Here is an 18333-nt window from a genome sequence, read left to right on the forward strand (position 1 = left end):
ACGCGTTATCCCACTGCCGTCAGCAAGCCAGTATCCGTACCAGCCAGCTACCCGCTCACCCGTTAAAAGGAGTTCGAGATGGAATTGCTGATTGGTTTCGTGACTACTTTGTTCATTTCGCTGCTGATCTTTCGAACATGACGATGTCTTGTCTGACGTGCCGTATCGACGGCACGCCGCCACGCTAACATGCAGGCCTCGCATACCATTTCAGCCGCCACGTCGGCTTCGTCCCCCCGAATGAATTCCCGTGCGCTGACCGCGACTGCTGCGGTCGCGGCAATTCACATCGCTTTGCTTGCGGTGATCCTGACGCTGCGTCATGAACCGCTGCAACCCGTGATCGAAGCGAAGGTGATGACCGCGCAGCTGCTGGCGCCGGCGCCGGTCGCCGCGCCCGTCGCGGTGCAATCGATCGCCCCGCCGCCGCCCAAGCCGACACCGCCGGTTCACACCAAGCCGAAGGTCCAGCCCAAACCGACTCCTACGCCGACACCCACGCCGCTGCCGGTCGCCGCGGCTCCGTCGCCGACACCTGTCGCCGCGCCCGAACCGACGCCCGCGCCTGCCGCACCGGCGGCGCCAGCCGCTCAGGCCGCGCCGGCGATAGGCCGTCCGACCATGGACATCACGGCGCCGAAGAACGTCTCGCATATCGAGTGCAGCATGATCACGCCGGACTACCCCGCGCTGTCGAAGCGCCGCGGCGAAACCGGTACGGCCTATGTGACGTTCGTCATCGGACCGACAGGAAAGGTTGAAAGCATCTCGCTCAAAAAGAGCAGCGGCTTCAGCCGCCTGGACGACGCCGCCATCGCCGCCGCGCATGCGAGCTCGTGCAAGCCCTATCTCGAGAACGGCCAGGCCATTCGGGCCACGGCCACCCAGCCTTATAACTTCAATCTGAACGATTGAGGCAGATTTTAAAAACAAGGAATTGCAATGCAAAACTACGGACTGGCGCACGTGTGGGCGCAAGGGGATTTCGTGACGCGCGGTATCGCGCTCGCGCTGTTGATCATGTCGGTTATGTCGTGGAGCGTGATCGTCATCAAAGGCTGGAATGTGATGCGCCTGAAGCGTCTCACGAAGAATGCCGAGCAGCAGTTCTGGCATTCGGACGATCTCGCCGACGGGGTGAAGAAGCTCGGCGCCGGAGCGTCGACGCCGCACGACAACCCGTTCCTCGCACTCGCACTGTCGGGCCAGGAAGCTGCCGATCACCATCATCAGACGCAGCCGCATCTGCACGACCGCATGGACGTGTCGGATTGGGTGACGCGCTGCCTGAAGGACACGATGGACGAAAGCGTTGCGCGCATGCAAAGCGGTCTGGCGATTCTCGCCTCGATCGGCAGTACGGCGCCGTTCGTCGGCCTGTTCGGCACGGTGTGGGGCATCTATCACGCACTGCTGGCGATCGGCGCGAGCGGCCAGTCGTCGATCGATCAGGTCGCGGGCCCGGTGGGTGAAGCACTGATCATGACCGCGTTTGGCCTCTTCGTCGCAATTCCGGCCGTGCTCGGCTACAACGCACTGACGCGCGCCAACAAGGCGATCGTCGCCAAGCTGAGCCGCTTTGCACACGGTCTGCATGCGTTCTTCGTGACGGGCGCCCGCCTGTCGTCATCCAAGCGCGGCGACGGTTTGCGCCTCGCGCGCGCCAACTGATCGACGAGGCACTCCGATGGCAATGAGCCCTTTCGCCAGCGACGATGACGATGGCCTGATGAACGAAATCAACATGACGCCGCTCGTCGACGTGATGTTGGTTCTCCTGATCGTCTTCATGGTGACGATTCCGGTGATTCGTCACGCAGTCAAAATCGATCTGCCGCACGCGAGCAGTCAGAAAGAAGACACCAAGCCCGCGCAAGTCACGGTCTCCGTCGATGCTGACGGCAACGTCTTGTGGGACGACAAGAAGGTCGACGACGCAGCGCTGCGCGCGAAGATTGCAGAGGCTGCGCAAGCGAATCCGCAGCCGGAGCTGCATCTGGATGCGGACCGCAAGGTCGCGTACGAGAAAGTGGCGGAGGTGATGTCGGCGGCGCAGGCCGGCGGTCTCACGAAGATCGGTTTCGTCACGCAGCCCAAAGGCAAATAAGCGCAAGTGATCTGAGCGCAGCAATGCTGCCCTTGTTACGCAGCGCCTGCCGAAAAAACAGAAAAGCCCTTGTTTCAAGGGCTAAAAGTAAAAGGCCTTCATCGTCAGATGAAGGCCTTTTTTTTGCGCACTCGGCGCCTTCGGGCGGCGGGATCATTTACCATCAGAAGATGACTGATAGCTCGAGTCACCGCATGCGACAGCCGTGATCGACACGGACAGCGCGGTCAGCCCTATCAGGCCCACTATCATAGAGGCCATGAGTTTTCGCATAAGAGACTCCTTAGCGAAGGGATTTCACTATAGGCCCGCGAGCGCGCGCATTCAAGCAAACGGCCATTGAAAGTACTCATGACAGGCGGCGCTTAAATGCTAAAAGCGATGTTGCCGTGTCTAATAAGTGCTATGACGCGACTGCAAGAACAGGCTGCGCTGCGTCTTGCGCCGCCGCACGCGTCGGGCACTCGCCCGTAATGTGCTTACCTTCGTCCGGATCGAGCATTTCGACCAGATAATCGACGAACGCGCGCACAGCCGGCACCATTCCCTGCCGCGACACGAATACCGCGTACAACTGTGGCGTCGGAAGGGTCCAGCCGGGCATCACTGGCGACAATTGCCCCGCGCGCAGCGCGCTGCCGTACATCATCTCCGGCAATGCCGCGATACCCACGCCGGACAGCACGGCTTCACGAATCGTCATCAGATCGGCGGTGACGAGGCGCGGCTCGTGTTCGTGCGCGTGGCGCGTGCCGTCGGGGGCGATCAGATCGAAGACGTGGCGTCCGTCGCCGGTCGGCACGTCGAGCGTTTCAAAGCGGCTCAGATCGGCAGGCAATAGCGGCGGCGCATTCTGCTGCAACAGGCTCGGCGCGCCGACCAGCATCTGCTGCGTGCGCCACAACGGCCGCACGACGATATTGGCGTTCTCAGGCGGAGCGGAGCGCACACGCAACGCGATATCGATCGAATCCTCGAACAGATCAACCACACGGTTCGTCACGCGCATCACCACCCGCACTTCCGGATAGCGATGCATGAATTCCGGCAGGATCTGCGACAGGATCGTCTGCGAAATCGTCACCGGCACGCTCACGCGCACCGTGCCACGCGGCGACGAACGCAGTTGCTGCACGACATTGACCGCCGCCTGAGCCTCGCTCAGCATCGCCTGACAGTGCTGGTAGAAGAGCTGGCCGGCTTCAGTGAGCGCCAGCTTGCGGGTGGAACGCTGCAACAAACGTACGCCTAACGACGCCTCCAGCTCGGTGAGCCGGCGCGACAGGCGCGACTTGGAAATGCCCAGCACGCGCTCGGCGGCAGAAAAACCGCCATGTTCGACGACCTGCGAAAAATACATCAGGTCATTCAGATTGTGTGAATCGATCTTCATCTCATCGTTCCAGTAATAGAACAATCCATTGCGTGAGGGTGGCTGGCGCCTAGGAAAACGGTCCCTATAATAGCTCTATGTTTCAAAAATAACGCTATTCCCCATTTTTTAAGGTGACTTTTGATGAGCACGACACGCACGATCGAACGCACGTTTCCCGCCGTTCGCACGACCGAAGGCGGCGGGTTTATCGTCCACCGTCCGTTTCCGACCCGCTTGCTGATGGATTTCGATCCGTTCCTGCTGCTCGACGAAATGGGGCCGATCGACTACGCGCCAGGCGAGGCCAAAGGCGCGCCGGATCATCCGCATCGCGGCTTCGAAACGGTCACGTACGCGCTCGAGGGTCAGTTCGGCCACAAGGACTCGGCGGGCCATTCGGGCACGCTGCGTGCCGGCGACGTGCAATGGATGACTGCGGGCGCAGGCGTCGTGCACAGTGAGATGCCGGACCCGTCGTTCGTGCGCGACGGTGGGCGCGTGCATGGCGTGCAACTGTGGGTGAATCTGCCGCGCCGCGACAAGATGATCGCGCCGCGCTATCAGGAGATACCGTCGGCCAGCATTCCGGTCGCAACGTCCGCGGACGGCAAGGTCCGCGTCAAGGTAATCGCGGGCGAAGCGCTCGGCGTGAAGGCAGCGATCGAAACGCGCACGCCGATTCTGTATCAGCATTTCTCGCTGCAACCGGGCGCGACGATCCAGCAACCAGTGCCGGCCGACTATCGCGTGTTTGCCTACAGCCTGTCCGGCAAAGGCTTCTACGGCGAAGGGGAAGCACGCCAGGAAATCGACGCGCAGAAGATGGTGGTGTTTGGAAACGACGGCGACTCGATCACGCTGACAGCCGGCGCCGAGCCGCTCGAAGTGCTGCTGCTGGGTGGCGTACCGCTGAAAGAACCGGTCGTGCGCTACGGTCCGTTCGTGATGAACACGGAAGACGAAATCCGTCAGGCCGTGACCGATTACCAGGCCGGGCGCATGGGCGCGATCACCCACTGATCTGCCACGCCGGCACGCGCCGCCGCGCACGATTGCGGTGGCACGGCGCTCACCATGCCGCCCGCGCCGCCGCCGCGCATAGGCACGAAGGCCGGTGAATTCGTTCACAATAGCAATTCATGCCGCGCACCACACCGTCCAGACGTGACGACTCGTGGCGCGCGGCGATTTCCGTCCCTGTTCAGGAGCGCGCATGGCAGAGTCCACCGTCACCGCCCACATCGGTTCGACGAATTTCCAGGTCCTTTTCGACGACGGCAAGCACACATGGCTCGCCGACGAACCCGAGTCGCTTGGCGGCGGCGATCGCGGGCCGACGCCCGTCTCGCTGTTGCTGTCGAGCCTCGGTGCCTGTACGTCGATTACGCTGAAGATGTACGCTCAGCGCAAGGGCTGGCCGCTCGCCGACGTGCGCGTGGCGCTGTCGCTCGAAACCGGCGACGCGGGCTCGACCATCGACCGCAAGATCATGCTGGAAGGCGATCTATCCGACGAGCAGCGGGAACGGCTCTTGCAAATTGCCAATGCGTGCCCGGTTCACAAGATCCTCACGCATTCGATCACGATCCGCTCGGGTCTTGCCGTCGTCTGAAGTCGTGCGGGCCATTCGGGCCTCGTTGCCGGCACATTGGCGCGATAGCTCGCGGAGCGCGACAATGGCGTGATCGGCTCAACCGGGCTGAACGTTATGCAACGCTTTCATAGGAAGCCGCCGTTTTGAATTTCGAACACCTTATCCAGATCAACGATCCGTTGAATCCGTTTGTCGACTCGATGACCCGCGAGCAGTTGTGGGAGGGTCTCGTGCTGCGCGCCGAACAGCCGCAACTGTTCGTGATCGGACTCGACAGCTGCACCATCCTTTCGCGAGAAGGCGACACGCTCGAACGGGAGTTGCACTACGGCCAGGCCACCGTGCGCGACCGTGTCACGCTGGAGGATCGCCAGAGCGTGCGCTACGACATTCTGCCGACGGCGGACTATGTCGGCGGCTCGCTGACCATGACGATCGAGCAGCCTGACGAACTGCAGTTGTTCCTGCGCTTCGAATACACGACCACCCTGCCCGTGTCCGACGACCAGGACGCCGTGCAGACGCAGGAAATCGTGAAGTCGGCGTATCGCGAGAACGATATCGATACCGTGCGGCTGATCCGCCAGTACGTGCAGGCCAAGCAGGAACCCGGTTCATTGCATTGATGCATGCGCGGGCATTCCGCCCGCGTCATTCAACTATCGAAAGTCGAATCCGATGAATTTCTCTTTCTTGTAAATGGGAATAGTTATCATTTAGAATTAATCCATCGAATCGACCAACAGCAAAAACGAATGACCGATCTCAACCGCTCTTCCACACTCAGCCTGCGCCGCCCGGCGGCCGCGCTGACCAGCCGTCCGAAAGCATCGACGGCAACGGCAACCGCCGCGAAGCCTGCAGCGGATCACGCGAGCGGTACGAGCGAGAAGTCGGATCGGGTGGTGCGCAGCGACGCGCTGCTGCAAGGACATAGCCACGTCAGCATCCTGCATAACGGCGAGACCTACCAGCTGCGTGCAACGCGCTTAGGCAAGCTGATCCTGACGAAGTAACAGGCAACATCGAATAGCAGTACGTACCGGGTATTGTGGGGACCACCTCCTCGAGAGGTGTTAGGCATTAGCCAGCCACGACGGCTTGCACGTGAGAACTAGACCCCTTCGTGCAGACACCAAGCCAGTCGTCGCAGCCAGCCAGGCCGCTTTTTTGGTTCTCACCCAATGCGGACACACGAAACGACGTGGGTCGCACATGCAGAAAATGAAAAAGCCGTGGGATGCTGTCATCTCCACGGCTTTTGTTTTACAGGGCGCCGATCCGGTCGCGGCAGCGCGTTGAAGCTTTCTTTGAGACTTACTTCGAAGCCCAGCCCCAGAACATCAGCCACCATGCGCTATCGACCACCGCCAGCGCCGCTGCGAACCACACCATCGCAAGGCCGCGCTGAACGAAGCGCTCACTATAGCGACGTGTGACGAGCCAGGCGAGCCACGCGCTCCACAGGTTGGCAATCGCCAGAATCGCGATACGCATATCCGACGCCCACCACAACGACAGATGCTCCGCGCGCAGCAGCGACAGGGTGGTCGCCGACAAGCCGAGAAACACGCCTGCGCCGGCAATCGGAATCAGGCCTTGCGTCAAATGATGCAGACGCACGAAGCTGAAGCGCCCCAGCATGCGCGACGCACCCATCAGCAGTACGAGCAGCACCGTGCCGTACACCAGCGCCGTGGCGAGGATATAGCCGATCACCATCGTGCCGTCGAGCCACGAGAACACGTCGTTCTGCTCGGGGTAATGCGTGAACAGGAACCACGGCGCGTTGGTGTCGAGCGGCCACGTGATGTCGTGATCGACCAGCCACGTTGCAAAAAACATCTTCAGGTCCACGAACCAGCGCGAAGCCGTCCAGTGGAATGCGCCTATCGCGATGCCGAGCAGGCCGTACAGGATCAACGCGGTGTCCCACGGGTTCGCCTGTTTGTCGCCGAGCTGCACGACTTCCGACGACGGCGCGCGCCACGTCAGCGCGATCGCGTCGCGGTGTCCGCTGCAACGGCCGCACATATGGCAATCCGACGCGCCCTTCATATTGCGCAGCGGCACCAGCGGTGCGCAGTTGATCGGAATCACGCGATGCCCATGTTCGCCGTTCTTGTACGAACGGCGCCACGCGTCTTCATCGACTTTGTAGTGAAACGGCGCGAGACGCGCCAGTAGCGAAAAAACCCCGTTCACGGGGCACAGGTACTTGCACCAGACGCGCTTCTCGCGTCCGTACAGCAGACCGATGATCATCGCCGCGAAGGTCGAGCCGCCGAGTACCAGCAGCACCGCTTTCGGATACTGGTAGACGCTGACCATCTGCCCGTAGATTGTGGTGATGCCGAACGCGACGAACGGCCAGCCGCCCCAGCGCATCCAACGCGGAATCGCCCAGCCGCGGCCATATTTGCTGGCGAATTCGGCGAGCGCGCCTTCCGGACACAGCACGCCGCACCAGACCCGGCCGAGCATCACCATCGACAGCAGCACGAACGGCCACCAGATGCCCCAGAAAACGAACTGCGCGGCAAGCGTCAGGTTGTTCCACAGATGCGCGGTGTCGTCCGGCAGCGGAGTCACCGCCGGCACGAGAATCAGGAACGCATACACCGCCACCACAACCCACTGAATGCCGCGGATCAAACCGCCGTGACGCTGCATCCACTGCCCGGCCGCGGCAAGGCGGCCCGGACGGGTCATGACGGTGCTCATGCCGCGCGCCCTGCAGCCTGCTGCGCCGGCTTGCGATTCGCGCGACGCACCAGCAGATAGACAACCAACCAGTACACGGCGTAGGCGACCAGATTCATCAGCGCAGGGTGGGCGCGATAGCCGGTGAGCGTCGCAACCAGCGAACCGAAGGTACTCGAATCGTCGAGGATGGCTGACGAGTTCCACATCTGGTCGATGATCGTCGGCAGGATTTCCTTGTCGATCAGCTTGTCGACACCGGTCTGGAACAGGCCCGCGCCGAGGAACAGCAGCATGATTTCAGTGACGCGGAAAAAGAGCCGCCACGAGAAGTATTTGCCGCCCAACTGCAGCACATAGAAGGTCAGGAATGCGAGACCGAGGCCGATGAGCACAGCGAGCATCTGGCTGCCATCCACGTGACCCGATTGGCCAAAGCCGAGACCGTACAGGAAGATCACCGTTTCACTGCCTTCGCGCGCGATAGCCAACGCGACCAGCAATGCGACACCCCACCAGTTCGAATCGCGCTTGCTCTTTTGCAGCGACTGTTCCATGTCGCGCTTGAGCGACCGGCCGTGCTGCTTCATCCACAGCACCATCTGCACGATCAGCACACACGCGACCAGCACCATGCCGGTCTGGAAATAATCCTGCGCGTCACCGGAGAGCACTTCGGTGAAACCAACCAGCGCCGCGCCGAGCGCGACCGCCGCGATCACACCGGCCGCGACGCCGCCCCACAGGTACGGCAAACCGCGGCGCGCATCGTCGTCGCCATTTTTCAACCACGCGTACAGGATGCCGACGACCAGCAAGGCCTCAACGCTTTCCCGCCACACGATGAACAGAATCTGACCCATCCAAGCTCTCCCCTCTACCCTTCCACTGCTTCGGCGAACGCACAATCCGGTTGTTCAAGGCATGCGCTCGCACCCCAAGCCACCACTCTTACTTCGCGACGATTACGCCCTGCGCCTGCTGATGGAAATCGTCGAAGAACTTGTACTCGCCCGGCGAGAGCGGTGCGATGACGACGAACGAATCGCCGCCCGGCGCCAACACTTTTTCCTTACGCAATTGCACGCTTTCGAATTCGGCCGCGCCCTTGCCGGTGTTGCGTATCGCGATCTTGATGCGCTGCCCTGCGGGCACTTCGATGCGCGCGGGATTGAGCTTGCCGTCGTTCATTTCCAGGTTGAAGGTCGGCAGATCCGCTGCGTGCGCGGCCCCCACCGTCAAAACGGTCATGGCGAGGATCGCGATCTTTCGGTCAATTCTCATTAGCCTTTCCGGAAAACGCGGCGCTGGAGTTTATGCCCGGCGCCGTCTGCTGCATTCATTCATGCGGTTCGCCCCGCGTTTGGCGCGGCGAACCGCGTTGATCCGCGTTGATCCGCGTTGATCAGTAACCGCCCTTCTTGCCGATACCCGCGTACGTGAAGTCGTATTCGAGCGTGATCGGCTTGAACCACGGGCCCACGCCGGTTTCCTTGTCGACGTGACGGCCGAACGCCATGTGGCCGGTTTGCATCGGCGCTTCGACCACCAGCTTCAGGTGGTACTTGCCGGGGCCCTGCAGCTTGACGTTGTCGCCGTAATGCGGACCGTCGTTGGCGACCATCGCCATCATGTCGCCCTTCTGGGTCTGATTCGAACCGGCTTTGGTCAATTCATAACGAACTTGCAGATACGGCATCCAGTCGCCTTCGGCGAAACCGGTCGGGTTGTTCTTGACCGCGTGGATGTCGGCTTCGAGGTGGACGTCCGAGTCCGACGCCTTGCGCATCATGCCTTCGGGTTCCATCGTGATCGGCTGCAGATAGACCGCGCCGATTTCCATCCCGCCCTGAATCTGGTGCTTCCCGATCGGGTATTCCGCTGCCGTTGCGGAAAGCGCCGCTACTGCGGCCACCGCTGCTGCGCCACCGCGCACAAATGAAGAAATCCGCATTGAAACTCCTTGTTTTTATCAGACTGGAATCGAACTCATTGGAACAGTGCGGTGCGCGTGCGTTTTAAGCCGCGGCCCCACATCCACCGACAGGGGCGACAGACCACAGACAATCGCATTACGAACGTTAATGCGAACCATTCTCAATATTGGTCGAGTTTATCATTGATCGGCAGGGAGAACAAACGAGGACGCTCGCAAAGCCTTACGGCAGCAGGGACTTAAGGCGGTGTTAAGGAAAGCGCGGGCGAAGGTGTTGGCGGGTGTAAAGCGCAGGAAAGACAAGGCGCGGCACATTGCCGCGCCTTTCTTCGCACCTTGCTTGATACGTAGGAAGAATTTATTCGACGCCGGGCACGTGGTCGCCGACGTTCGCGCCAAATACGCGCTGCCGCAGCAGCGCCAGTTGGTCGCGGGTCTGTGCGGCCTTTTCGAACTCGAGGTTCTTGGCGTGCTCCATCATCTGCTTTTCGAGGCGCTTGAGTTCCTTGGCGAGTTGCTTCTCGGACATGTCCTCGAATTTCGCCCGAGTCTGCTGTTCCTTCAGCTCAGCGCGGGCGTCGTCGACGTTGTACACCCCGTCGATAATGTCGCGAATCCGTTTGACCACGCCGCGCGGCGTAATGCCGTGCTCCAGGTTGTAGGCGATCTGCTTGGCGCGCCGCCGCTCGGTTTCGTCGATGGCGCGGCGCATCGAGTCTGTCACCCGGTCCGCATAGAGAATCGCTTTGCCGTTCACGTTACGCGCCGCCCGGCCGATGGTCTGGATCAGCGAGCGCTCAGCGCGCAGGAAGCCTTCCTTGTCCGCGTCGAGAATCGCGACCAGCGATACTTCAGGGATATCCAGCCCCTCGCGCAGCAGGTTGATCCCGACCAGCACGTCGAACGTGCCCAACCGCAGATCGCGGATGATTTCCACCCGCTCCACCGTGTCGATATCGCTGTGCAGGTAGCGCACCTTGACGCCGTGGTCGGCCAGGAACTCGGTCAGTTGCTCGGCCATCCGCTTGGTCAGCACCGTGACCAGCACACGGTCGCCCACTTTGACACGCTCGTTGATCTCGGCCAGCACGTCGTCGACCTGGGTGCGCGCCGGACGCACCTCGATTTCCGGATCGACGAGGCCGGTAGGACGCACCAGCTGCTCGGCCACCTGCCCGGCCGTTTTCTTTTCGTAGTCAGCCGGCGTGGCCGACACGAACACCACCTGGCGCATCTTGCGCTCGAACTCATTGAACTTGAGCGGGCGATTATCGAGCGCCGACGGCAAGCGAAAACCGTAGTCGACCAGATTCTCTTTACGCGCCCGGTCGCCGTTGTACATGCCGTTCAACTGCCCGATCAGCACGTGCGACTCGTCGAGCAGCATCAGCGCGTCAGACGGCAGATAGTCGACCAGCGTCGGCGGCGGCTCGCCGGGTGCGGCGCCCGAGAAGTGCCGCGAGTAGTTCTCGATGCCCTTGCAGAAGCCCAATTCCTGCAGCATTTCCAGATCAAAGCGGGTGCGCTGCTCGAGCCGCTGCGCTTCGACAAGCTTTCCGTTGCTGTAGAAGAACTCGAGCCGGTCGCGCAGTTCGGTCTTGATCGTTTCGACCGCGCGCACCACGGTGTCGCGAGGCGTCACATAGTGTGACGACGGATAGACGGTGAAGCGCGAAATCTTCTGCCGCACGCGGCCGGTGAGCGGATCGAACAGTTGCAGCGTCTCGACCTCGTCGTCGAACAACTCGATGCGCACCGCCATTTCGGCGTGCTCGGCCGGGAAAATATCGATCGTGTCGCCGCGCACGCGGAACGAACCGCGCTGGAAGTCGGCTTCATTGCGGTTGTACTGCATCGCGATCAGGCGGGCGATGATGTCGCGCTGGCCGAGCTTGTCGCCGGTACGCAGCGTCAGAATCATCTTGTGGTATTCGGAGGGGTTACCGATACCGTAAATCGCCGACACCGTGCCGACGATGATCACGTCGCGCCGCTCCATCAGGCTCTTGGTGGCCGACAGCCGCATCTGCTCGATGTGCTCGTTGATCGACGAATCTTTCTCGATGAACAGGTCGCGCTGCGGCACGTACGCTTCCGGCTGGTAGTAGTCGTAGTACGAGACGAAGTACTCGACCGCATTGCGCGGAAAGAACTCGCGAAACTCCGAATAAAGCTGCGCGGCGAGCGTCTTGTTCGGCGCGAACACGATCGCCGGCCGGCCGAGCCGCGCGATGGTGTTGGCCATCGTGAAGGTTTTGCCGGAGCCGGTCACGCCGAGCAGCGTCTGGAACGACAAACCGTCCTCGATGCCTTCGACAAGCGTGTCGATTGCCGTCGGCTGGTCGCCCGCGGGCGGATACGGCTGGTAAAGCTGGAACGGCGAGCCTTCGAACGTGATGAATTTGGATTCATCAAGCGTCTCGTCGACTTCAGTCAGATGTTGTTCGGACATGGGGGCGGCACCGGGCCTTGGGCAAAGAACTATTCTAACGGGTTGCGGGAACCCGGGCTGAGCGGGTCTGCGTAGGGATTGCGGGGTGGACGATGCAGGCCAGCTGGCCGATGCGGAGGCGATTTCCCGACGGCTCGAGGCCGCTGTTCGGCCTTCGCCGGCTTCGCTCCAGGCAAATCCGCTATGACGACATGACGCCGGAGTGCCTGTTTTTCAAGCAAATAATTCAGTCCAGCAGGCTTTGTCGCCCGAAAAACGCCCGTGAATTCGCTACAATGGCAAGTTGCGCTCGCCTGTCGATGCCCGCCCGCCGTCTGAATTGTCCGTTGTTGTCCGTCAGACACCGTTGGCCGGCCCGCCCGGGCTTGAAGCCGCCCTCTTTTCACAACTGCTGCCCATCCATCATGTCTCTGTTCTCCGCCGTCGAACTTGCTCCCCGCGACCCGATTCTGGGCCTGAACGAAGCCTTCAACGCCGATGCGCGCACCACCAAGGTCAACCTTGGCGTTGGCGTGTACTTCAATGAAGAAGGCAAGATTCCGCTGCTGCGCGCCGTGCGCGACGCGGAAAAGGCTCGCGTCGAAGCCGCGCTGCCGCGTGGTTATCTGCCGATCGAAGGCATCGCTGCCTACGACGCTGCCGTGCAAACGCTGCTGCTCGGCAACGACTCGCCGCTGATCGCCGCAGGTCGCGTCGTGACGGCGCAAGCACTGGGCGGCACGGGTGCGTTGAAAATCGGCGCCGATTTCCTGAAGCGTGTGAACCCGAACGCCAAGGTCGCGATCAGCGATCCGAGCTGGGAAAACCACCGCGCGCTGTTCGAAAGCGCCGGCTTCGAAGTCGTGAACTATCCGTACTACGACGCGCACACGCACGGCGTGAACTTCGAAGGCATGCTGAGCGCGCTGAACAGCTACGCTGCCGGCACGGTTGTCGTTTTGCACGCGTGCTGCCACAACCCGACCGGCGTCGACCTGACCGTTGACCAATGGAAGCAGATCGTCGAAGTCGTCAAGGCGCGCAATCTGGTGCCGTTCCTCGACATCGCTTACCAGGGTTTCGGCGACAACATCGAATCCGACGCTGCAGCGGTTCGTCTGTTCGCGGCATCGGAACTGAACGTGTTCGTGTCGTCGTCGTTCTCGAAGTCGTTCTCGCTGTACGGCGAGCGCATCGGAGCGCTGTCGATCATCACGGCAAGCAAGGAAGAATCAGCTCGTGTGCTGTCGCAACTGAAGCGCGTGATCCGCACGAACTACTCGAACCCGCCGACGCACGGCGGCTCGGTGGTTGCTGCGGTGCTCGCATCGGCTGAACTGCGCGCCACGTGGGAAAGCGAACTCGGCGAAATGCGTGACCGTATCCGCGCAATGCGCAACGGTCTGGTCGAACGTCTGAAGGCCAGCGGCGTGGATCGCGATTTCAGCTTCGTGAACGCACAACGCGGCATGTTCTCGTACTCGGGTCTGACGGCTCCGCAAGTGGACCGTCTGCGTGAAGAGTTCGGCATCTATGCAGTCGGTACGGGCCGCATCTGCGTGGCTGCGCTGAATACGCGCAACCTCGACGTGGTGGCTAGCGCGATCGCTCATGTGCTGAAGTAAGGCTTTCAGGGCGCGGGCGTTAGTCGCACGCGCTTTACTTTGTTGTTGCTGCTTAAGCTGCATGTAGAAACGGCGCCCTTTCGGGCGCCGTTTTTTATTGGCCGGCTGTTGTTGCCGGACGTGTGAGTGTGACCCGCCGATAGGCCCCGCTGCCGACACTCCTTCTGTCACCTAGGTCCGTTTCAGCGCGAATCCCGATGGATATCGTGCGTGACAAAACCTGCGTCGTTATCAGGCATGTCGAGCCAGTCCGGTTGCGCGAGCGACTGGCGGATATCTTCCAGGCCGCTGCTCCAATGTTCACGCATTGTAGAAAGGCCGAACTGGAAGTCTTTGAAATGCCCTTCGTATTCCTTCTGCCGATAGATGAGATGGATCACGTTGTAGCGTTTCGAACAGGACAGATCATCCGCCAGCTTGCACCACGGATCGTCGCGCTGGTCAGCCGGTACACGATCGAGCACCTCGCGCAGCACATGCCGGAAACGCTGCGAACGTTGCAGCATATCGGTCACGAGACGTGTGCGGCTTGAGTACTGGATGTCCTTCATGCGCCCCTGAACATCGGTGATGTTGTCCGGCACCGGCCCAACCGCGCTCCAGAGATCAACCTGGAACGCAAGCGTATCGCGACGTGGTGTGGTCTGAATCACCTCGTAGAGCGGCGTGTTCGACATCAAGCCGCCGTCCCAGTAGAACTGACCGTCGATTTCGACCGCCGCGAAACCCGGCGGCAACGCACCTGACGCCATGAAATGCTCAGGCCTCAGTTTCGTATGCTTGTTATCGAAGTAGGCGAAATTGCCGGTACCGCAATTCACCGCCCCCACTGACACACGCATCTCACCGGAATTGATCCGATCGAAATCGCAGAGCGCTTCCAGCGTGGCCTTCAGCGGCGTGGTGTCGTAGTAGCTCGCGAGTTGCGGCGGCCCTGAGACGGTAGGCAACGGCGGCGGGAAACGCGGCACGAAAAAGCCCTTTTGCCCTTCCACGATCGCGCCCATCGCCTGGGTCGCCGTAAAAGCCTTGCGCACGGCTTCACTGGAATTAAACAGCGCGTGCTCGATAAAGGCCGGCAACGGCGGTCCGAACGCCGGTTGGCAGATCGTCTCCCAGAATTGCAGCAGCCGCTCGACGCGTTTCTCCGGCGGATTGCCGGCAATGACGGCCGTATTCAGCGCGCCGATCGAAATGCCGGCGAGCCAGTTCGGCTCGATACCGGCTTCGTAAAGCCCCTGAAAGACACCTGCCTGATAGGCGCCCAGCGCGCCGCCGCCTTGCAGCATCAACGCGACGGTTTCGTAGTTCGGCAATTGGAGATGCTTGCCGGGATGCGCGGCGGGCGCCGGACCGGCGCCCTCGCCTTCCCCGCCGCCGGGTGCGCCGACGCGTGCCCGCTTGAGATTGCGTTGCGCCATGGGCGCCTCCTTATTGCATGTACCAGCCGTGGCTCACAATAAAGGACTGGCCGGTCAGCGCCGCAGTCGGGAACGTGGACAGGAACAGCACCGTCTGTGCGACGTCTTCCACCGTGGTGAAGATGCCGTCGACCGTGCCGCCCAGCATCACGCGTTTGATCACGTCTTCTTCGCTGATGCCGAGCTCCTTGGCCTGCTCGGGAATCTGCTTGTCGACCAGCGGCGTACGCACGAAACCCGGACACACCACATGCGAGCGCACGTTATGTTTCGCACCTTCCTTGGCCAGTACGCGTGAAAGACCCAGCAGCGCATGCTTGGCCGTCACATAGGCGGACTTCAGCGGCGACGCTTCGTGCGAATGGACCGAACCCATGTAGATCACGATGCCGCCGCGATCGTCTTTGTACATGTGCTTGAGCGCGGCCTTGGTGGTGAGGAAGGCGCCGTCCACGTGAATGGCCTGCATCTTCTTCCAGTCGGAAAACGAATAGTTTTCGATCGGATTGACGATCTGGATGCCGGCGTTGGAAATCAGAATGTCGATCGAGCCGAGTTCGGCCGCGACTTTATCTATGCCCTGGTTGACGGCGTCTTCGTTCGTGACGTCCATTGCCACGCCGATTGCCTTGCCGCCGCCCTTTTTGATTTCTTCAGCGACGGCGTTGGCGCCGTCCTGGTTCAGGTCGGCGATCGCGACCGCTGCGCCCGCGGCGGAAAGCGTGAGCGCAATCTGCTTGCCGATGCCGCTCGCGGCACCCGTAACCACCGCAACCTTGCCATTCAGATTCGTGTTCAGTGACGACATCCAGAACCTCCATGCAGTTGATGAGCAATGAGACCACGGACCGCGGGCGGCGTGAAGTCAGCCAAACGGCATAGACCGTTTGGCTGAATGCTGCACTGCGGCCAACGCTGCTATTGTGCATGAACCGTGTGAACTGCATCCGTAAACTGCACATTGCGCTTTATCTCTTTAAACTGGACGTTTCAGCGGGATTCCGGCGGCATCACTACCAAGGAGGAATGCATGAATTATCGACGTCTAGGCCGTTCGGGCCTGCAAGTCAGCGAATTGTCCATCGGCTCATGGGTCACCTACGGCAATCAGGTGGATCATCGTGCAGCGCGCGAGTCGCTCGCCGCCGCGCGCGATGCGGGAGTCAACTTCTTCGACAATGCCGAGGTGTACGCCGCCGGCCAATCCGAAGAAATCATGGGTCAGGCGCTCAAGGAACTGGCATGGCCGCGTGTGAGCTACGTGGTCTCGACGAAATTTTTCTGGGGCCTCAACGAAGCGCCGAATCAGTACCACACGCTGAACCGTAAATATTTGCTGAACGCCATCGACACGTCGCTCAAACGCCTGCAACTCGATTATGTCGATCTCGTGTTCTGTCATCGCCCTGACCCAAACACGCCGGTCGAAGAAACCGTCTGGGCCATGAGCGACATGATCACGCGCGGCAAAGCCCTGTACTGGGGCACCTCTGAATGGAGCGCCGACGAAATCCGCGCCGCTTACGAGATCGCTGAACGGCATCATCTGCACAAACCGGTCATGGAGCAGCCGCAGTACAACCTGTTCCACCGCAAGCGCGTCGAGCAGGAATACAAACGGCTTTACGAGGATATCGGCCTTGGGCTGACCACCTGGAGCCCGCTCGCGTCCGGCCTGCTCACCGGCAAGTACCGCAACGGCGTGCCTGCCGATAGCCGCGCGCAACTGCAAGGCTACGACTGGCTACGCAAGCAGGTCACCGACGCCGGCAAGAACAACGTGGTCGGCAAGCTGGGCGAAGTGGCCGACGAGCTGGGTTGCACGATCGGCCAGTTGGCGATTGCATGGATTCTGAAGAATCCGAATGTGAGCACCGTGATCACCGGCGCGTCGCGCGTCGAACAGATCGGTGAGAACATGAAATCCGCCGAGGTGGCGGAACGGATCACGCCGGAGATCAAAGAGCGGATCGAGGCGGTCATCGGCGACGCCTACGACTGATCGGCCGCGCCGGACTGGTCCAGATCCGATCGGGGCGCGGACCGGTCCGCGGAGCATGGCCCACGCACTATCGGGACTGTGTCACGCGCAACGCACTGCGGAGTGCAGCGCGGCGTCGCGTACAATACGCGACCGCGCTGCACTTCAGTTGTGCTGCCGCATTGCACTCGCATCGCCGAATCCGCCGTGGACCGGCACGCCCTCTTTCAGTGTCTCCTCATCATGCTCAGCTACCGCCACGCCTTTCATGCAGGCAATCACGCCGACGTTCTGAAACACGCCGTCGTGTTGCAGCTACTGCGCTACCTCGGCCAGAAGGACAAAGCCTACTGGTATATCGACACGCACGCGGGCGCCGGCGTCTATTCGCTGAAGGAAGGCTACGCGACGAAAACTGGCGAGTTCCAGACCGGCATCGCCAAACTGTGGGAGCGTAACGACCTGCCGTCGGTCTTCGCGGAGTACGTCGACGAAGTGAGCGCGCTGAATCCAGACGGCCAGTTGCGCTTCTACCCGGGCTCGCCGTATATCGCGTGGCGGCAAATGCGCGAGCAGGACCGCATGCGCCTGTTCGAGCTGCATACCACTGAAATCGACGTGCTGCGCCATAACTTCCGCGACGCAGGCCGCCGCGCGATGCTTTATGCAGGCGATGGCTTCGACGGCATTCTCGCGTTGCTGCCGCCGGCGCCGCGCCGCGCGCTGGTACTGCTCGATCCGTCGTACGAAGACAAGCGCGACTACACGCGCACACTGCGCTGCGTCGAAGAAAGCCTGAAGCGCTTTCCGACCGGCACCTATGCGGTCTGGTATCCGCAGGTAAGACGCCTTGAATCGCAGCGCTTCCCCGATCAGTTGAAGAAGCTGCAGGAGCGCAACTGGCTGCATGTGAGCCTGACCGTCAGCAATCCGCCGACCGACGGCTTCGGGTTGTTCGGCAGTGGCATGTTCATCCTGAATCCGCCGTATACGCTGGCAAAAACGCTGAAAGACCAGATGCCCTGGCTGGTCGAGGCGCTCGGCGAGGACAAGGCCGCGCAGTTCAAGGTCGAATATCGCGGGGATTGAGCACGCCCCGGGCCGCACGTGGGCGCCTTACCAGAGGTATGACGCGCGCGTGGCCGGGTAAATCACCCGCC

The 18333-nt window shown here is 61.4% G+C and carries 18 protein-coding genes; 10 read left to right on the forward strand and 8 right to left on the reverse strand.

The window, feature by feature from the left end; genetic code table 11:
• The first annotated feature begins 189 nt into the window (after positions 1 to 189).
• Genes KHO30_RS37910 through KHO30_RS37920 form a run of 3 tightly spaced genes read left to right on the forward strand, consistent with a single transcriptional unit; the run spans position 190 to position 2107 of the window.
• A complete protein-coding gene (locus KHO30_RS37910; protein WP_200653545.1) occupies positions 190 to 915 on the forward strand; it encodes an energy transducer TonB in 726 nt (241 codons plus the stop codon).
• Positions 916 to 942: 27 nt separating this feature from the next.
• Complete coding sequence (locus KHO30_RS37915) at positions 943 to 1671, forward strand: MotA/TolQ/ExbB proton channel family protein (protein WP_093646618.1); 729 nt, start codon at positions 943 to 945, stop codon at positions 1669 to 1671.
• 16 nt (positions 1672 to 1687) lie between these two features.
• Positions 1688 to 2107, forward strand: a complete 420-nt coding sequence (locus KHO30_RS37920; RefSeq protein WP_093646616.1) for an ExbD/TolR family protein — start codon at positions 1688 to 1690, stop codon at positions 2105 to 2107.
• Positions 2108 to 2510: 403 nt separating this feature from the next.
• On the opposite strand, the gene KHO30_RS37925 is transcribed toward KHO30_RS37920, so the two are convergent.
• The gene (locus tag KHO30_RS37925; protein ID WP_093646614.1) at positions 2511 to 3500 is read right to left on the reverse strand and encodes a LysR family transcriptional regulator; all 990 of its coding nucleotides are present in this window, start codon (positions 3498 to 3500) and stop codon (positions 2511 to 2513) included.
• Between the two features lie 123 nt (positions 3501 to 3623).
• Here KHO30_RS37925 and KHO30_RS37930 point away from each other — a divergent pair, with 123 nt between their 5' ends.
• From KHO30_RS37930 to hemP, 4 genes are all read left to right on the forward strand, one after another.
• The gene (locus tag KHO30_RS37930; protein WP_200620844.1) at positions 3624 to 4502 is read left to right on the forward strand and encodes a pirin family protein; all 879 of its coding nucleotides are present in this window, start codon (positions 3624 to 3626) and stop codon (positions 4500 to 4502) included.
• Positions 4503 to 4695: 193 nt separating this feature from the next.
• On the forward strand, positions 4696 to 5094 hold the full coding sequence (locus KHO30_RS37935) for an OsmC family protein (RefSeq protein WP_054042165.1): 399 nt from the start codon (positions 4696 to 4698) through the stop codon (positions 5092 to 5094).
• 125 nt (positions 5095 to 5219) lie between these two features.
• Positions 5220 to 5702, forward strand: a complete 483-nt coding sequence (locus KHO30_RS37940; RefSeq protein ID WP_200620843.1) for an SRPBCC family protein — start codon at positions 5220 to 5222, stop codon at positions 5700 to 5702.
• Positions 5703 to 5831: 129 nt separating this feature from the next.
• The gene (gene hemP, locus KHO30_RS37945; protein WP_093646606.1) at positions 5832 to 6092 is read left to right on the forward strand and encodes a hemin uptake protein HemP; all 261 of its coding nucleotides are present in this window, start codon (positions 5832 to 5834) and stop codon (positions 6090 to 6092) included.
• 301 nt (positions 6093 to 6393) lie between these two features.
• On the opposite strand, the gene KHO30_RS37950 is transcribed toward hemP, so the two are convergent.
• The 5 genes from KHO30_RS37950 to uvrB all read right to left on the reverse strand — a co-directional run bounded on the left by KHO30_RS37950 (position 6394) and on the right by uvrB (position 12167).
• Positions 6394 to 7800: a 4Fe-4S binding protein gene (locus KHO30_RS37950; protein ID WP_175054413.1), complete on the reverse strand. Its 1407-nt coding sequence runs from the start codon at positions 7798 to 7800 to the stop codon at positions 6394 to 6396.
• A complete protein-coding gene (locus tag KHO30_RS37955) occupies positions 7797 to 8642 on the reverse strand; it encodes an FTR1 family iron permease (RefSeq protein ID WP_211703979.1) in 846 nt (281 codons plus the stop codon). The genes KHO30_RS37950 and KHO30_RS37955 overlap by 4 nt, the downstream gene beginning before the upstream one ends.
• 88 nt (positions 8643 to 8730) lie before the next feature.
• Positions 8731 to 9063, reverse strand: coding sequence for a cupredoxin domain-containing protein (locus tag KHO30_RS37960; protein ID WP_093646599.1), 333 nt, complete (start codon positions 9061 to 9063; stop codon positions 8731 to 8733).
• A gap of 121 nt (positions 9064 to 9184) precedes the next feature.
• Complete coding sequence (locus KHO30_RS37965; RefSeq protein ID WP_054042141.1) at positions 9185 to 9733, reverse strand: iron transporter; 549 nt, start codon at positions 9731 to 9733, stop codon at positions 9185 to 9187.
• 340 nt (positions 9734 to 10073) lie between these two features.
• Complete coding sequence (uvrB, locus tag KHO30_RS37970) at positions 10074 to 12167, reverse strand: excinuclease ABC subunit UvrB (protein WP_093646596.1); 2094 nt, start codon at positions 12165 to 12167, stop codon at positions 10074 to 10076.
• A gap of 404 nt (positions 12168 to 12571) precedes the next feature.
• Between uvrB and KHO30_RS37975 the strand changes: the two genes are divergently transcribed.
• Positions 12572 to 13771 (forward strand): amino acid aminotransferase, encoded by a 1200-nt coding sequence (locus KHO30_RS37975; RefSeq protein ID WP_211703980.1) that lies wholly within the window; start codon positions 12572 to 12574, stop codon positions 13769 to 13771.
• A gap of 182 nt (positions 13772 to 13953) precedes the next feature.
• On the opposite strand, the gene KHO30_RS37980 is transcribed toward KHO30_RS37975, so the two are convergent.
• Positions 13954 to 15192 carry a DUF3734 domain-containing protein gene (locus tag KHO30_RS37980; protein ID WP_093646591.1) on the reverse strand — a complete coding sequence of 413 codons (1239 nt, stop codon included), beginning with the start codon at positions 15190 to 15192 and terminating at the stop codon, positions 13954 to 13956.
• Positions 15193 to 15202: 10 nt separating this feature from the next.
• Positions 15203 to 16000: a 3-hydroxybutyrate dehydrogenase gene (locus tag KHO30_RS37985; protein WP_211703981.1), complete on the reverse strand. Its 798-nt coding sequence runs from the start codon at positions 15998 to 16000 to the stop codon at positions 15203 to 15205.
• Positions 16001 to 16222: 222 nt separating this feature from the next.
• Here KHO30_RS37985 and KHO30_RS37990 point away from each other — a divergent pair, with 222 nt between their 5' ends.
• Together KHO30_RS37990 and KHO30_RS37995 are read left to right on the forward strand one after the other, a co-directional pair.
• On the forward strand, positions 16223 to 17194 hold the full coding sequence (locus KHO30_RS37990) for a potassium channel beta subunit family protein (protein ID WP_211703982.1): 972 nt from the start codon (positions 16223 to 16225) through the stop codon (positions 17192 to 17194).
• 222 nt (positions 17195 to 17416) lie between these two features.
• Positions 17417 to 18262, forward strand: coding sequence for a 23S rRNA (adenine(2030)-N(6))-methyltransferase RlmJ (locus tag KHO30_RS37995; RefSeq protein WP_054042170.1), 846 nt, complete (start codon positions 17417 to 17419; stop codon positions 18260 to 18262).
• The last annotated feature ends 71 nt before the right edge of the window (positions 18263 to 18333 follow it).

Origin of the sequence: Paraburkholderia aspalathi, assembly GCF_905220735.1 — a bacterium.
Taxonomy (GTDB): Bacteria; Pseudomonadota; Gammaproteobacteria; order Burkholderiales; family Burkholderiaceae; genus Paraburkholderia; species Paraburkholderia aspalathi.

What these genes read in the sequence shown, in the direction of transcription:
- KHO30_RS37935 (WP_054042165.1), top strand. Translation starts at nt 4,696, where the DNA reads ATGGCAGAGTCCACCGTCACCGCCCACATCGGTTCGACGAATTTCCAG.
- KHO30_RS37990 (WP_211703982.1), top strand. Translation starts at nt 16,223, where the DNA reads ATGAATTATCGACGTCTAGGCCGTTCGGGCCTGCAAGTCAGCGAATTG.
- KHO30_RS37925 (WP_093646614.1), bottom strand. Translation starts at nt 3,500, where the DNA reads ATGAAGATCGATTCACACAATCTGAATGACCTGATGTATTTTTCGCAG.
- hemP (WP_093646606.1), top strand. Translation starts at nt 5,832, where the DNA reads ATGACCGATCTCAACCGCTCTTCCACACTCAGCCTGCGCCGCCCGGCG.
- KHO30_RS37910 (WP_200653545.1), top strand. Translation starts at nt 190, where the DNA reads ATGCAGGCCTCGCATACCATTTCAGCCGCCACGTCGGCTTCGTCCCCC.
- KHO30_RS37950 (WP_175054413.1), bottom strand. Translation starts at nt 7,800, where the DNA reads ATGAGCACCGTCATGACCCGTCCGGGCCGCCTTGCCGCGGCCGGGCAG.
- KHO30_RS37995 (WP_054042170.1), top strand. Translation starts at nt 17,417, where the DNA reads ATGCTCAGCTACCGCCACGCCTTTCATGCAGGCAATCACGCCGACGTT.
- KHO30_RS37960 (WP_093646599.1), bottom strand. Translation starts at nt 9,063, where the DNA reads ATGAGAATTGACCGAAAGATCGCGATCCTCGCCATGACCGTTTTGACG.
- uvrB (WP_093646596.1), bottom strand. Translation starts at nt 12,167, where the DNA reads ATGTCCGAACAACATCTGACTGAAGTCGACGAGACGCTTGATGAATCC.
- KHO30_RS37975 (WP_211703980.1), top strand. Translation starts at nt 12,572, where the DNA reads ATGTCTCTGTTCTCCGCCGTCGAACTTGCTCCCCGCGACCCGATTCTG.
- KHO30_RS37985 (WP_211703981.1), bottom strand. Translation starts at nt 16,000, where the DNA reads ATGTCGTCACTGAACACGAATCTGAATGGCAAGGTTGCGGTGGTTACG.
- KHO30_RS37920 (WP_093646616.1), top strand. Translation starts at nt 1,688, where the DNA reads ATGGCAATGAGCCCTTTCGCCAGCGACGATGACGATGGCCTGATGAAC.
- KHO30_RS37915 (WP_093646618.1), top strand. Translation starts at nt 943, where the DNA reads ATGCAAAACTACGGACTGGCGCACGTGTGGGCGCAAGGGGATTTCGTG.
- KHO30_RS37930 (WP_200620844.1), top strand. Translation starts at nt 3,624, where the DNA reads ATGAGCACGACACGCACGATCGAACGCACGTTTCCCGCCGTTCGCACG.
- KHO30_RS37965 (WP_054042141.1), bottom strand. Translation starts at nt 9,733, where the DNA reads ATGCGGATTTCTTCATTTGTGCGCGGTGGCGCAGCAGCGGTGGCCGCA.
- KHO30_RS37980 (WP_093646591.1), bottom strand. Translation starts at nt 15,192, where the DNA reads ATGGCGCAACGCAATCTCAAGCGGGCACGCGTCGGCGCACCCGGCGGC.
- KHO30_RS37955 (WP_211703979.1), bottom strand. Translation starts at nt 8,642, where the DNA reads ATGGGTCAGATTCTGTTCATCGTGTGGCGGGAAAGCGTTGAGGCCTTG.